This window comes from Plantibacter sp. CFBP 8775, from assembly GCF_014839505.1.
Taxonomy (GTDB): Bacteria; Actinomycetota; Actinomycetes; order Actinomycetales; family Microbacteriaceae; genus Plantibacter; species Plantibacter auratus.
This window is the reverse complement of sequence record NZ_JACYNV010000001.1, coordinates 460,663-473,955: the sequence shown is the minus strand read 5'-3', so window position 1 is coordinate 473,955 and position 13,293 is coordinate 460,663. Positions and strand designations below refer to the sequence as shown.

Annotated in this window: 13 protein-coding genes; 8 read left to right on the top strand and 5 right to left on the bottom strand. The window is 70.9% G+C overall.

Annotated elements, in window-relative coordinates; all coding sequences use genetic code 11:
- Positions 1–84 precede the first annotated feature (84 nt).
- A complete protein-coding gene (locus IFR14_RS02180) occupies positions 85–1,794 on the bottom strand; it encodes a purine-cytosine permease family protein (RefSeq protein ID WP_191940071.1) in 1,710 nt (569 codons plus the stop codon).
- 204 nt (positions 1,795–1,998) lie between these two features.
- Here IFR14_RS02180 and IFR14_RS02175 point away from each other — a divergent pair, with 204 nt between their 5' ends.
- Genes IFR14_RS02175 through IFR14_RS02145 form a run of 7 tightly spaced genes read left to right on the top strand, consistent with a single transcriptional unit; the run spans position 1,999 to position 7,747 of the window.
- Positions 1,999–2,301: an urease subunit gamma gene (locus IFR14_RS02175; RefSeq protein ID WP_191940070.1), complete on the top strand. Its 303-nt coding sequence runs from the start codon at positions 1,999–2,001 to the stop codon at positions 2,299–2,301.
- Between the two features lie 11 nt (positions 2,302–2,312).
- Positions 2,313–2,669, top strand: a complete 357-nt coding sequence (gene ureB, locus IFR14_RS02170) for an urease subunit beta (RefSeq protein WP_191940069.1) — start codon at positions 2,313–2,315, stop codon at positions 2,667–2,669.
- Positions 2,650–4,353, top strand: a complete 1,704-nt coding sequence (locus tag IFR14_RS02165) for an urease subunit alpha (protein ID WP_191940068.1) — start codon at positions 2,650–2,652, stop codon at positions 4,351–4,353. Before ureB ends, IFR14_RS02165 begins: the two co-directional genes overlap by 20 nt.
- A gap of 9 nt (positions 4,354–4,362) precedes the next feature.
- Positions 4,363–5,097, top strand: coding sequence for an urease accessory protein UreF (locus tag IFR14_RS02160; RefSeq protein WP_191940067.1), 735 nt, complete (start codon positions 4,363–4,365; stop codon positions 5,095–5,097).
- Positions 5,090–5,899: an urease accessory protein UreG gene (gene ureG / locus IFR14_RS02155; RefSeq protein WP_446728071.1), complete on the top strand. Its 810-nt coding sequence runs from the start codon at positions 5,090–5,092 to the stop codon at positions 5,897–5,899. The genes IFR14_RS02160 and ureG overlap by 8 nt, the downstream gene beginning before the upstream one ends.
- A 49-nt stretch (positions 5,900–5,948) precedes the next feature.
- Positions 5,949–6,683 (top strand): urease accessory protein UreD, encoded by a 735-nt coding sequence (locus IFR14_RS02150; RefSeq protein WP_191940066.1) that lies wholly within the window; start codon positions 5,949–5,951, stop codon positions 6,681–6,683.
- Positions 6,684–6,691: 8 nt separating this feature from the next.
- Positions 6,692–7,747 (top strand): HoxN/HupN/NixA family nickel/cobalt transporter, encoded by a 1,056-nt coding sequence (locus IFR14_RS02145; protein WP_191940065.1) that lies wholly within the window; start codon positions 6,692–6,694, stop codon positions 7,745–7,747.
- Between the two features lie 24 nt (positions 7,748–7,771).
- Here the strand turns inward: IFR14_RS02145 and IFR14_RS02140 are convergent, their stop codons facing one another.
- Complete coding sequence (locus IFR14_RS02140; RefSeq protein ID WP_191940064.1) at positions 7,772–9,091, bottom strand: MFS transporter; 1,320 nt, start codon at positions 9,089–9,091, stop codon at positions 7,772–7,774.
- Positions 9,092–9,101: 10 nt separating this feature from the next.
- Complete coding sequence (locus IFR14_RS02135; protein ID WP_138945899.1) at positions 9,102–9,380, bottom strand: hypothetical protein; 279 nt, start codon at positions 9,378–9,380, stop codon at positions 9,102–9,104.
- A 363-nt stretch (positions 9,381–9,743) separates the two neighbouring features.
- Here IFR14_RS02135 and IFR14_RS02130 point away from each other — a divergent pair, with 363 nt between their 5' ends.
- Entirely contained in the window at positions 9,744–10,259 is a 516-nt protein-coding gene (locus IFR14_RS02130) for a GNAT family N-acetyltransferase (RefSeq protein WP_191940063.1), read from the top strand.
- Positions 10,260–10,500: 241 nt separating this feature from the next.
- On the opposite strand, the gene IFR14_RS02125 is transcribed toward IFR14_RS02130, so the two are convergent.
- Positions 10,501–12,438 (bottom strand): hypothetical protein, encoded by a 1,938-nt coding sequence (locus IFR14_RS02125; RefSeq protein WP_191940062.1) that lies wholly within the window; start codon positions 12,436–12,438, stop codon positions 10,501–10,503.
- Positions 12,439–12,448: 10 nt separating this feature from the next.
- Entirely contained in the window at positions 12,449–13,201 is a 753-nt protein-coding gene (locus IFR14_RS02120; RefSeq protein ID WP_191940061.1) for an SDR family NAD(P)-dependent oxidoreductase, read from the bottom strand.
- Between the last annotated feature and the right edge of the window lie 92 nt (positions 13,202–13,293).

Sequence of the window (13,293 nt, the reverse complement as noted above, 5' to 3'; positions counted from 1 at the left end):
TCGTCAGCGAGCCGTCCGGAACGGTCCTGCTACCGGACGCGCCGCTGCCAGGACCGAACGCGTCGATCCTGGCAGAGGCACGTTTCAGACTGATTTCGGCTGCGCCGGCAGGACGTACCGACCGGTCCGATCGGTGGCGAGCGCGAGCGACGAGATGTACTGCGGCTCGCCGCCGGGGCCGTCCTCGGCCGAGCGCACCATGTCGGGACGCTCGAACGAGAGGCCGGTCACGTGACACCGCAGCAGCTCTCCGGACGGGTTGCCGTCGGCGTCGAACATCGGCAGGTCGATGCCGTCGTCCGTGCGTCGCAGGTAGAACCGCCCCTTGGTGATGATCGCCATGAGCGGCGTCGCGATGCAGGCGATCATGACGGCGAAGATCGGCGAGTACGGCTGCACGGCCGGCCCGAAGGCACCGAAGAACACCGCGATCGACACCCCGGCGGACAGGGCGAGGGACACCACACCGACCGGGTTCCAGGCGTACAGCATGCCTCGGCGGAACTCCGGCCGCTTCGGCGAGAGCTTCAGCACGTACTTGTTGATCGCGATGTCGGTCGCGACCGTCACGATCCACGCCATCGCGCAGTTCGCGTAGAACCCGAGGATGGTGTTCAGGAAGTCGAACATGTTCAGCTCCATGAGCAGCAGCGCGATCGCGAGGTTCACGATCACGAACACCATCCGCCCCGGGTAGGTCTTCGTGACCCGGGTGAACGAGTTCGTCCAGGCGAGGGATCCGGAGTAGGCGTTCGTCACGTTGATCTTCACCTGCGAGATGACGACGAGGACGACCGCGAGCGTCAGGGCGAGCCAGCCGGGCATCATCTGCTCGTACACGCCGAGGAACTGGTGGACGGGCTCGTTCGCCGTCGCGGCCGCGGCCGGGTCGAGCGTGGCGATGAGGTACACGGTGATGAAGAGACCGATGGCCTGCTTGAGCGCGCCGAACACGACCCAGCCGGGGCCGGCGATGATGACGGCACGCCACCAGGACACGCGGTTCTCGCGGGTCTTCGGCGGCATGAAGCGCAGGTAGTCGATCTGCTCCGCGATCTGCGCGATGAGTGACAGGCAGACACCGGCGGCGAGCATGACCGACGCGAGGCTGAGTCCGCCGTCACCGTTCTCGCCCTGGTAGGCGAAGAAGTCGCCCACCGAGTCGGGGTGCGTTGCGATCAGGTAGCCGAAGGGGATGACCATGAGGACGAGCCAGAGCGGTGTCGTCCACACCTGCACCTTCGACAGCACCTTCATGCCGTAGATGACGAGGGGGATGACGATGAGCGTCGAGAGCGCGTACCCGATCTGTCTCGGGATGCCGAGGCCGAGTTCCAGGCCCTGCGCCATGATCGAGCCCTCGAGCGCGAAGAAGATGAAGGTGAAGGTCGCGAAGATCACGTTGGTGATGATGGAGCCGGAGTAGCCGAAGCCCGAGCCGCGGGTGATGAGGTCGAGGTCGATGTTGTACCGCGCGGCGTAGTACGCCAGCGGGAGGCCCGTGACGAAGATGACGAGGGCGGCGACGGCGATCCCGAGCAGCGCGTTGGTGGTGCCGTGCGCCATGCCGATGTTGGCGCCGATCGAGAAGTCGGCGAGGTAGGCGATGCCGCCGAGGGCGCTCGTCGCGACGACACCCGCTCCCCACTTGCGGTAGCTGCGCGGCGCGAACCGGAGGGTGTAGTCCTCCAGGCTCTCCTTCGTGGCCGAGATCGCGGCGCCCTGGGCGGCCACGTCTGGCTGGTTCGGATCGGTCGGTTCGGACGGTGGTGCGACATCAAGGCGGCTGGACATGGGTCTCCGATCGGCGGTGCGGCGGATGGGGAGTGGTGGTTGGAACGCTTGGAGCCATCGTGTGGGTGTGGCATTGCTCTGACATTTCGCAGATGTCACAGTCTCGTTAACTCCTCGCGCGGAAACCCCGGGAAATCAACGATGTGGAGTCGTTGCGACACGATCACCCTCGTCGAAGCCGCACCTCGGTGGCAGAATCCTGACATGCATCTGACCCCCGGTGACACCGAGAAACTCCTGCTGGCCGTCGCCGGCATGGTGGCGAGAGACCGCCTCGGACGAGGCGTGCGCCTCAACCATCCCGAGGCCGTCGCCCTGCTCAGCACCTGGGTGATCGAGCGGGCGCGTGAAGGTGTCGAGGTCGCCACACTGATGGACGACGGCCGCCGCGTCCTCACCCGTGATCAGGTGATGGACGGCGTCGCCGACATGATCGCCGACGTCCAGATCGAGGCGATGTTCCCCGACGGGCGCAAGCTCGTCACCCTCCACCATCCGATCGACTGACGGGAGCAGACATGGCAGGCACGACACGCAGCGGCCCGGGGGCGATCCGGGTCCGGCCCGGTGAGATCGAGTTGAACGCCGACCGGCGCGACGACGAACGCATCACCCTCGTCATCGTGAACACCGGCGACCGGCCGGTCCAGATCGGTTCGCATCTGCATCTGCCCGATGCGAACGCGGCGTTGGACTTCGATCGTGAGGCCGCCAGGGGCTTCCGACTCGACATCCCGTCCGGGACCTCGCAGCGCTTCGAACCCGGAGCGTCGAGAAGCCTCGACGCCGTCGCACTCCGCGGGCTGCGTCTCGTGCCCGGCATCCGCATCGCCCGCACCGACCGAGGGGAACTCGATGGTCCGCATCGACCGTGAACGTTACGCCGCCGTCTACGGCCCGACCACCGGCGACCAGGTGCGCCTGGGCGACACCGACCTGTGGATCGAGATCGAACGGGATCTGACCGTCGGCGGCGAGGAGGCCGTCTTCGGCGGCGGCAAGTCCATCCGGGAGTCGATGGCGCAGTCGACGAGGACCCGCGCGGACGGAGCTCTCGACACCGTCATCACGAACGCGATCGTGCTCGACTGGTGGGGTGTCGTCCGCGCCGACGTCGGCATCCGTGACGGACGGATCGTCGCGCTCGGCCGCTCCGGGAACCCCGACATCGCCGACGGCGTCCACCCCGACCTCGTCATCGGTCCGTCGACCGACGTCATCTCCGGCGAGGGCCGCATCCTCACCGCCGGCGCCATCGACTCCCACGTCCACCTCATCTCCCCGTCGCAGATCCACGAGGCCCTCGCCACCGGTGTGACCACCGTCGTCGGCGGTGGCACGGGCCCGTCCGAGGGGTCGAAGGCCACCACGGTCACCCCGGGTGCCTGGCATCTCACGACCATGCATCGTGCACTGGACCACCTGCCCGTCAACGTCCTCCTCCTCGGCAAGGGGAACACCGTCTCCGCCGGAGCCTTCGCCGAGCAGGCCCTCGCCGGGGCGGCCGGCTACAAGGTGCACGAGGACTGGGGTGCCACGCCGGCGGCCATCGACGCGAGCCTGCGCGCCGCCGACGAGTTCGGGCTGCAGGTCGCACTCCACTCCGACTCGCTGAACGAGGCGGGCTTCGTCGAGTCGACGGTCGGCGCGATCGACGGCCGCGGCATCCACGCCTTCCACGTCGAGGGAGCCGGAGGCGGACACGCGCCGGACATCCTGACGATCGCGTCACTCCCCCACATCATCCCCGGGTCCACCAACCCGACCCTCCCCCACACGGTGAACACCGTCGCCGAGCACCTCGACATGCTCATGGTGTGCCACCACCTGAATCCCTCGGTGCCCGAGGACCTCGCGTTCGCCGAATCCCGCATCCGGGCCTCCACGATCGCCGCCGAGGACATCCTGCACGACCTCGGGGCCCTGTCGGTCGTCGCCTCCGACGCGCAGGCGATGGGCCGGATCGGCGAGGTCGTGACCCGCACCTGGCAGGTCGCCCACGTCATGAAGGCCCGCCGGGGGCCGCTCGGCGAATCCCTCCCGGCCGACAACGAGCGCGCCAGACGCTACGTCGCGAAGTACACCGTGAACCCGGCGATCGCGCACGGCATCGACCACGAGGTCGGCTCCGTCGAGCCGGGCCGGATGGCCGACCTCGTGCTGTGGGACCCCCGGTTCTTCGGCGTCCGTCCCGCGGTCGTCATGAAAGGTGGCGGCCTCGTCTGGGGAGCGCTCGGCGACCCGAACGCGTCGATCCCGACACCGCAGCCCGTGCTCATGCGCCCGGCGTTCCTGGATGTGATCGGTGCCGACCTCTCGACGACCTTCGTCTCGCCCACGGCCCTCGACGATGGGCTCGCCGAACGGCTGGGGCTCCGGAGACGCCTCGCCGCCGTCCGACCCACGAGGCACGTCCGGAAGCACGACCTCAAGAACAACGACGCGCTCCCGCGGATCGACATCGACGCGGACACGTTCGGTATCTCGATCGACGGCGAACCGGTCGTGCCGGCGCCCGCCTCCAGCCTCCCGCTCGCCCAGCTCTACACGATGTTCTGAGTGCACGGCATGATCCACGACCGCAGCGCGCACGCGTCGACGACCTCGACGCTCCTCGCGCCGGCCTCGACGACGGTCGCGATGCTGCTCGCGGACGCGCGCCTCCCCTCGGGCGGGCACGCGCACTCCGCCGGCCTGGAACCCGCCTTCGCCGGCGGGCTCCGCGCGGCGCAGCTCGCCGCCTTCCTCGACGGTCGCGCGCTCACGACGACCCTCGTCGACGCCGGGACCGCAGTCGTCGCTCGTCATGCGCTGCTGACGGCAGGGCAGGACGAGCAGGCCGTGGTGCTCCGATCAATCGAACGGGCGTGGGCCGCCCGCACGCCGAGCCCCGCCATGCGTGAGGCGGCGCGGGTGCTCGGCCGTGGTCTGCTCCGCCTGGCCGCGATCGTGTGGCCGGAGTCGACCGTCATCGCGATGCACCGCTCCGCCGGACGAGCCGTCTCCCGCCCCGTCGTGCTCGGCATGATCGCGGCCGCCGGAGGACTGACCGCCGTCGACCTCGTCCGGGTCAGCGTCTACGACGATGCGCAGACCGCTGCTGCCGCCATGTTGAAGCTGCAGCCCGGCGACCCGGCCGACGCGACCGTCGCCGTCCTGCGCGCCTGCGCCGCCGTGGACCACCTCGTCGTCGACATCGCAGCCATCACCACCCCGGAGGCGATCCCCGCCTCCGGCTCACCACAATCGGAGGGCTGGGCCGAGGCCCACGCCCTCCTCGACCGGAGGTTGTTCCGTGCCTGAACCCACCACGCCCATCCCGTCCACCTCGACCGCCGGACGCGCACTGCGACTCGGGGTCGCCGGGCCCGTCGGCACCGGGAAGTCGTCGCTCATCGCGACGGTCTGCCGGGTGCTCGCCCAGGAACTCCGACTGGGCGTCATCACCAACGACATCTACACCGACGAGGACGCCCGGTTCCTCCGTTCCGCCGGCGTCCTCGAGCCCGAGCGCATCCGCGCGGTCGAGACCGGTGCCTGCCCGCACACGGCGATCCGCGACGACGTCACCGCCAACCTGCTCGCGGCCGAAGACCTCGAACGCGACTTCACGCCGCTCGACGTCGTCATCATCGAGTCCGGCGGCGACAACCTCACGGCCACTTTCTCTCCGGCGCTCGTCGACGCACAGCTGTTCGTGCTCGACGTCGCAGGTGGCGGCGACGTCGCGCGGAAGGGTGGCCCCGGCATCACCGGCGCAGACCTGCTCATCGTGAACAAGACCGACCTCGCGCCCTACGTCGGCGTGGACGTCGAACTCATGGTCGCCGATGCGACGGCGGCCCGCGAGGGGCGCCCGGTCCTCGCACTGTCCCGCACCGACGAGGCGTCCGTCGCGACCCTGCGCGCCTGGGTGCTCTCGATGCTGTCGGCGCACCGCGCCGGCACGCACGTGCCGCAGGACCCTGGCCCGATGGCTCCGCACTTCCACGCCGACGAGGACGGCGGCGGACACACCCACAGCCACGCGCACGACGACGCCCACACCCACACCCACACCGCCCACGCCCACGACGACGCCACGGTCGGCGCGCACCAGCACTGACCATCCGGGCACCGGGCACTGACACGCAGCGAGGATGGCGACGACGACCATGAGCAGCACACGGATCGAGGTCTCGAGCGGCGTCGAACGCGCACGCGTGGTCCTCGGAGCGGGAGCCGTCGTGCCGCGTCTCGTCGAACGCGGGCCGTCCTCCGCCCGCATCGCCCTCGTCGCGGGTGGTGCGCTCCTCCTCGGCGGCGACGAGGTGTCGATCGAGGTCGACGTCGGCGACGGCTGCACGCTCGACCTCGAGGAGATCGGCGGCACCGTGGCGTACCGGGCCGACGGACGACCCTCCACGTGGACGGTCACGGTGCGCGTCGGTCGCGACGCCTCCCTCGCGTGGGCCGGGCTGCCGTTCGTCGTGAGCGACGGTGCCGCCGTCGTACGGCGGATGGACGTCCGGCTCACCGGTGGCGGTGTCGCCCTGCTCCGGGAGACCCTCGTGCTCGGTCGTTCCGGCGAGCGCGGCGGATGGATCGACACGACCCTCGCCGCGGGCGACGACGACGGGCCGATCCTCCACGAACGACTCGTCGTCGAGGGCGGAGCTCCGATGGTCGGTGTCCTCGGGGAGCACCGCGTCCTCGACACCGTCAGCGCACTCGGGTTCCGGCCGCCGCCCATCGGCCCCGCCGGCACCGTGCTCGACCTCGACGAACCCGGCGCCGTGAGCCGCTTCCTCGGTGCCGACACCCACGCGAGCCCGCTCGACCAGACCTGGTCGGTCTGGCGAGACGCGCTCAGCCCTGTTCCCCGACCCACTCCCGTCGTCGTCCCCTGAGAGGTCCCATGTCTTCGTCGTCCGTCCAACCCACGTTCGCTCCAGCACCGGTACCCGGCGCGCGGCGCTCCCTCCTCGTCGTCATCGTCGCCGTCGGTGCGCTGCTCCTCCTCGGTTGGGGCGTGTTCGCGTTCGTCGTCCTGCCCGGTCGGTTCGTCCTCGGTTCGGAGGGGGTCTTCGGTGTCGGTCTCGCCGTGACCGCCTTCCTGCTCGGCGTCCGGCACGCGTTCGACCCCGACCACGTCGCCGCGATCGACAACACGACCCGCAAGCTCGTGGCCGACGGTCGCGACTCCGTGGCCGTCGGCTTCTGGTTCGCGCTCGGCCACTCGACGGTCGTGGTCGGCACGGTGATCCTGCTGACCGTCGGCATCGGCGCACTGGCGTCGCAGATCACGAGCGAGTCGTCGCCGCTGTACGCGGTGACCGCGGTGTGGGGACCCGCGGTGGCCGGCGTGTTCCTCGTCCTCATCGGCGCCCTCAACATCGCCCCGCTCCGAGCGCTCCTGCGCGTCCGCGCATCCCGGGGCACCGCGGCCGAACGGGTGACGGATGCGGATGCCGCACTCGCGCGTCGCGGATTCCTCGCCCGCGTCCTCGCGCCCATCAGTCGGCGGGTCGACCGGCCGTGGAAGATGTACCTCGTCGGGCTGCTGTTCGGACTCGGCTTCGACACGGCGAGCACGATCGCCCTCCTCGTCCTCGGTGCGAACGCGGCGACCACCGCGCCCTGGTACGCGGTGCTCGTGATCCCGTTGCTCTTCACCGCGGGCATGGTCACCTTCGACGCCGCGAACGGACTCGCGATGACGAGCGCCTATCGGTGGGCACACCGCCGGCCGGAGCGACGGATCGACTACAACATCGTCGTTACCGCCCTGTCCGTCGTCATCGCCTTCGCGATCGGACTCCTCAGCCTCTCGACGGCACTCTCCGAGCTCGTTCCGGGTGGTCTCCTGAGCACACTCGCCGCCATCGACCTCGGTGACCTCGGGTTCGCGATCGTGGCGCTCTTCATCCTCATCTGGGCCATCGCCTGGCTGGCGGGCCGCTCCCGTCCCTGATACCGGACGCGTGGCTACGACCGCTCAGCCACGTGGGGTGACCCGGCGGGCCCAGAGCAGCACGGGGATCAGCAGGAGGGCGAGCACGCCGCCCGCGATCGACAGCGCACCGTAACCGACCCCCGCCATCACGACGCCGGACATGACACCGGCTCCGGCACCGGCGAGCGCGATGAGGACGTCGAGCGTGCCCTGGGTGCGTGCCCGGTTGGCGGGCACGGTGTGGTCGACGACCAGCGCGGTGCCCGCGATGAGCCCGAAGTTCCAGCCGAGTCCGAGGAGGGCGAGCGCCAGGATGAGCAGGCCGAGCGAGTCCGCCGGCGCGAGTGCTCCCGTGACACCGGCGAGCAGGAGGGTCACGCCGGCGGCGATCGCCATCGGGGTGCGGCCGATCCGATCGACCAGGACGCCGGTCACGAGCGAGGGGAGGTACATCGCCGCGATGTGGATCCCGATCACGAGCCCGACCTCGCCGAGGCCGTGGTGGTGGGCGCGCATGTGCACCGGGGTCATGGTCATCACCGCCACCATGGCGATCTGCGTGACCACCATGACCGCGGCGCCGACGTAGGCACCGACGCCGGGACGCGGGCGTGCGGCGGTCGTCGGCGATGCCTGCTTCGACCCCACCTGCTCCGCGGCGGTCTGCTCCACCTCCAGCTGCGCGAGCTCGGCGTCGAGACGGCGGGCGAGGAGGAACGGGTCGGGCCGGAGCAGCACGAGGAACGCCGTCCCGGCCGCGAGGTAGGCGACCGCGGCGAGGAGGAACGGCCCGGCGAGCGACGGCAGCCCGAGGCCGGTCGCGAACGCTCCCAGCGGCTCGACGAGGTTGGGTCCGGCGACGGCGCCGAGCGTCGTCGACACCATCGCGACGCTGATCGCCGAACCACGTCGGGCCGGGGTCGCGAGGTCGGTCCCGGCGTAGCGCGCCTGGAGGTTCGTGGCCGTGCCTGCGCCGTAGACGAAGAGGGACAAGAAGAGGAGCGGCACCAGGGCGGTGGTGGCGGCCACGACCACACCGATCGCGCCGACGCCACCCGCCGCGAATCCGAGTCCGAGCCCGATGCGCCGGCCGAGCCGCTGGGTGACGCGCCCGACGAGGAAGGCGGTGAGCGCGGAGCCGAGGGTCAGGAGCGCGGCTGCGACGCCCGCGAGGCTCATGCTGCCGAGGACGTCCTGCACGAGGAGCGCCCCGACCGTCACCCCGGCGGCGAGACCGGCGCCGCCGAGGACCTGGCTGATGACGACGACCGTGAGCGTCCGCCGCTGCACGCGGGCGCGCTCGGCGGCGATGACAGCTCTGGCGTCGGTCTCCCGGGATTCGCTCTCGCCGCGCGCGCTCATGCTCCGACCGTCAGCGTCGCGTGGAGATGCGACCGTAGGCGTCGACCGTCACGATGAGCGACTCGACCTTGCGGTTCACGACGCGGATGATCACGACGATGAGCCAGAGCCCGCCGGTGATGAGCGTCAGGATCAGGTTCCAGAACCAGCCGATGCGCTTCTGTCGCTGCAGCACGGCCTGCTGGCCCTGCACCGACGACACCGTCCAACCGCGCGCGGCGTAGCGGGCGACTTCGGCGTTCAGGACGGCGGTGAGCTGCTCCATCGGGAGCGGAGTGGAGGAGGACATGCCTCGAATCTACCCGTCACGGGCACCGGGCCCCTGAGCCCAACACCGTCGGTCCCTGAGCCCGACACCGTCGGTCTCTGAGCCGCACACCATCGGTCCCTGAGCTGGACACCCCGGTCCCTGAGCTGGACACCCCGGTCCCTGAGCCGCACACCACCGGTCCCTGAGCTTGTCGAAGGGCTGGGTCGTCCGTGTGCACTTCGACAGGCTCAGTGACCGAGCAGGGTGGCCCGGGCACGTGCAAGTCCCTCAGCGCCGCCGGCAACTGTGCCCGAGCCACCGGTCCCTGAGCCCAACCCATCGGTCCCTGAGCCCAACACCATCGGTCCCTGAGCCTGTCGAAGGGCGCTCTACGATCGATGTATGCGCATCCGTCTCGCCGAACCCGCCGACCTGCCTGGCGTCCTCGCCATCCACACCGACGCCGTCGCGAACGGTGTCGCGATCTGGACCGAGGTCACACCCGACCTCGCCGAGCGCGAGGCATGGCTCGCCCGCCACCAGGAGCCGGGCCGGGTCGCGCTCGTCGCCGTCGCCGACGGCCCCGACGACGCGCTCCCCGAGGGTGAGGTCCTCGCCTACGGCAGCTACGGCCCGTACGCCGCGAAGGACGGGTACCGCCACACCGTCGAGAACTCCGTGTACGTGCACCCGGACGCACAGGGGCGCGGCCTCGGCAAGGCGCTCATGGTCGAGCTGCTGGAACGCGCCACGGCCGACGGCCACCACGTCATGCTCGCCCTCATCGAGGCCGAGAACACCGCATCGATCGCCCTGCACACGAAGCTCGGGTTCGAGCAGGTCGGCCTGCTGCCGGAGGTCGGGACGAAGTTCGGCCGCTGGCTCGACCTCGCCATCCTGCGCCGCACGCTCGCCTGAGCCCTCCCGCCGGTTCACAACTCCTGCTCGCGTCGGTCGCACGTTCGCAGATCGGCTCAGCCCCGGCGTGCCGCTGCGCTCCCGCGACGAACTGCAGGAGTTGTGAACCGGCGGGACGCTCGGCGAGGCGTCCTGCCGGCTGAGGAGCTCGGACCGGATGCTCTGCGCACAACTCCTGCTGGTCGGTCAGAACACCGCCCAGGAGCATCCCGGACCCGGGTACGCGCCCGGGATGCAGGAGTTACGAGCCGGAGACGGGACCCGAGACGACCACCCGGGCGACCGCGCCCGCACCGAGGTCCACGGTGTGCGGCTCGGACGCGCCGGTCAGGATGACCCGGACCGGTGTCTCGCCGAGGTTGCCGAGGATCACGACGGTCTCGCCGGCGCCATCGACGGCGGCGATCGCGGTCACACCTGCCGGCGTGACGGGCGACCCGTCTCCGAGCGACACCCCGCCGATCCCGACCGCGACGCGCTGCTGTCCGCTGAGCTCGGCGATCCACCCGAGCGCCCGTCCCGCAGCCGTGAGCGTCCCGTCGGCCGCGACGAGCCCACGCGGTCCGGTCGCCTCGAAGTACGACAGCGATTCGACACCGGAGACGGCCAGGGCCGCGACACTGCCGACGACCCAGGCCCCGAGCGCCTCCGCCGCCTGCCGGTCGTCTGTCGCGCCGGGCACGTGCTCCGCGCCGAAGCCCGCGCGGAGTTCCGGGTCGCGGGAGTCACCGGCGCTCGCCCGCGTGGTGGCGACCGCGTTGTAGCGGGCGCCGAGCGTGACCGGCCCGACGTGCAGCGGGCGGCCGTCAGCGATCCTGACAGCGTCCGCCACGACGACGGCCTGCATGCCGAGCGACTCGACGAGCTGGTGCCCGCCACGGTCGTGCATGAACGGCGTGATGCTGAAGGCCACCGGGCCCGCCCAGCGCTCGAGACGCGCGTGGTTGCGGTTGAGCTCCGTGAAGTGCGCGCGCGTGCCGCCGACGAGCTCGGGGTGCGGCGTCGGGCCCTCGGCCCACAGGGTTCGCAGGACGTCGGCGAGCGCGGTCAGCAGCGTGACCTCGGAGAGGTGGGTACGGCGATGGAACGCCCCGATGCGCACGACGGGCACGGCCGCGTCGCGGAGCCGTCGTAGCACCGGCTCGGCCTCCTCGCCCGTCCCGAGCACCAGTCGGAGATCGAGGGGCCCGGCGCCGGCCTGGCGTACGGCGCGGTCGAGGATGGCCGGCCAGTCCGGGTTCGTCGGGTCGATCTCCACGAGGATCCCGGAGATCGGGTCCGAGATCTCGCCGCCCGCACGGCCTCCATCGAGGTCGCTCGACACCGACGTCGAGATCGTGGGGACGACGCTGCCGAGTAGCGCTCCGATCCGCGCTTCGACTGGCTCAGGGACCAGGCCCTGCCGTTCCGCCGCGAGCTCCGTCTCGGGCACGACGGTCACCGCGAGGGGCGTCGCCAACGGCGAGTCGGCATGCTCGGCAGCGTCGACCCGCGCACAGCTGACCTCGACGGACTGCTCCACGACGTCACCGACCGCCAGCGCGACGGGGAACGGTAACGAGAGCGGCGTCGAGTAGGTCTTGAACGAGGCGTCGGTCCAGTTGCGCTGGTCCTCCATCTCGAAGACGTCACCGCTGAAGCGGGCCGTGGTCGCGATGCGGTCGCCGGTCCAGGCGAGGGACTCGATGCGGATCGCCGGCTGATGCGGAGCGACGTGCTCCGGGAGGCGCGTGGTCGTCGTGGACCCCTCCGGGTGGCCGACGACGAGCTCGGTGCCGGCGAGAGCCGGTGACTGCAGCACGATGAGACCGATGCGCGCGCGCCGGAACGCGGCGGTCACCTCGGCCCGGACGGCGACCCGCAGTGTCGACGCACCGAGGTCGACCGACAGGGACCATGCGACGGTCTCGCCGTCGTCGCCGACCCGGCCGCGCAGGTGCAAGCCGCTCGTCGTGTGGTCGACCGCGTCGACGATGACGGGCAACGTCTTCCAGTCCTGGTCGCGGACGACGAAGCGGATGCTCCGCAGCACGAGCTCGCCGTCGAAGGCGATGTCATCCAGCTCCGAGCCGCGGAGCGAGGCCGACCAGGGCCCCCGGCCGACGGCGAGGGCGTCGCGCTCGCGGTCGAGCAGCAGGTCGGATGCGACGCGGAAGGTGGTTCCCGAACGCGAGGTCATGATCGTCGGCTCAGAGGCTCGTCATGCCGCCGTCGACCCGGAAGGTCGCGCCGGTGGCGAAGCTCGACTCGTCGCTGGCGAGGTACACCATGATGCCCTCGACGTCGGAGGCCTGGCCGGGACGACCGAGCGGGATGCGGCCGACGATCGCAGCGCGGGACTCGGGGTCGCCGGAGATCGCGGTGACGAGCGGGGTCTCCGTGTAGCCGGGGACGACGGTGTTCACGCGGATCCCCTGATCGGCGTAGGCCGCGGCGACGGTCCGGCCGAGGCCATGGATCCCGGCCTTCGTGGCGCTGTAAGCCGTGAAGTCGGCGCCCTCCCCGTTGAGACCGGTCGGGCTGCCCGTGAGGATGATGGAGCCTCCGCGGCCGAGCATGGCGCGGACGGCGTGCTTCGTCGTCAGGAAGGTGCCGGTGAGGTTGATGTCGACCGTTCGCTGCCAGACCTCGAGGTCGAGGTCGGCGATCTTCGCGTCCTGGCCGAAGAGCTGTACGCCGGCGTTCGCGACGACGACGTCCGGGGTCTTGCCGGCTGCGTCCATGACCGCGAACGCAGCCTCGACGCTCGCTTCGTCGGCGATGTCGAGTCGCACGGCGATGGCGGTCGGGAAGGGTGCCGCCGCATCGCGGGCGGCCTGGATGTCGCGGTCGGAGAAGACGACGGCGGCGTCCTCTCGCGCGAACCGTTCGGCGACCGAGCGTCCGATCCCCGATCCGGCACCCGTCACGAGCGCGGTCTTTCCTGCAAGTCGTCCAGTCATCGTCGCCTGTCTCTCGTGCGGTGTTGCGGGGGTGGTGTCGCGGGTGTCGCAGTGGCTGTCGCGGGTGGTGCATCGGATCGTCTGCAGCCTAT

Coding starts and splice junctions, on each gene's coding strand:
- IFR14_RS02175 (WP_191940070.1), top strand. CDS start 1,999: ATGCATCTGACCCCCGGTGACACCGAGAAACTCCTGCTGGCCGTCGCC.
- IFR14_RS02180 (WP_191940071.1), bottom strand. CDS start 1,794: ATGTCCAGCCGCCTTGATGTCGCACCACCGTCCGAACCGACCGATCCG.
- IFR14_RS02135 (WP_138945899.1), bottom strand. CDS start 9,380: ATGTCCTCCTCCACTCCGCTCCCGATGGAGCAGCTCACCGCCGTCCTG.
- IFR14_RS02125 (WP_191940062.1), bottom strand. CDS start 12,438: ATGACCTCGCGTTCGGGAACCACCTTCCGCGTCGCATCCGACCTGCTG.
- IFR14_RS02145 (WP_191940065.1), top strand. CDS start 6,692: ATGTCTTCGTCGTCCGTCCAACCCACGTTCGCTCCAGCACCGGTACCC.
- IFR14_RS02120 (WP_191940061.1), bottom strand. CDS start 13,201: ATGACTGGACGACTTGCAGGAAAGACCGCGCTCGTGACGGGTGCCGGA.
- IFR14_RS02130 (WP_191940063.1), top strand. CDS start 9,744: ATGCGCATCCGTCTCGCCGAACCCGCCGACCTGCCTGGCGTCCTCGCC.
- IFR14_RS02165 (WP_191940068.1), top strand. CDS start 2,650: ATGGTCCGCATCGACCGTGAACGTTACGCCGCCGTCTACGGCCCGACC.
- IFR14_RS02140 (WP_191940064.1), bottom strand. CDS start 9,091: ATGAGCGCGCGCGGCGAGAGCGAATCCCGGGAGACCGACGCCAGAGCT.
- IFR14_RS02160 (WP_191940067.1), top strand. CDS start 4,363: ATGATCCACGACCGCAGCGCGCACGCGTCGACGACCTCGACGCTCCTC.
- IFR14_RS02150 (WP_191940066.1), top strand. CDS start 5,949: ATGAGCAGCACACGGATCGAGGTCTCGAGCGGCGTCGAACGCGCACGC.
- ureB (WP_191940069.1), top strand. CDS start 2,313: ATGGCAGGCACGACACGCAGCGGCCCGGGGGCGATCCGGGTCCGGCCC.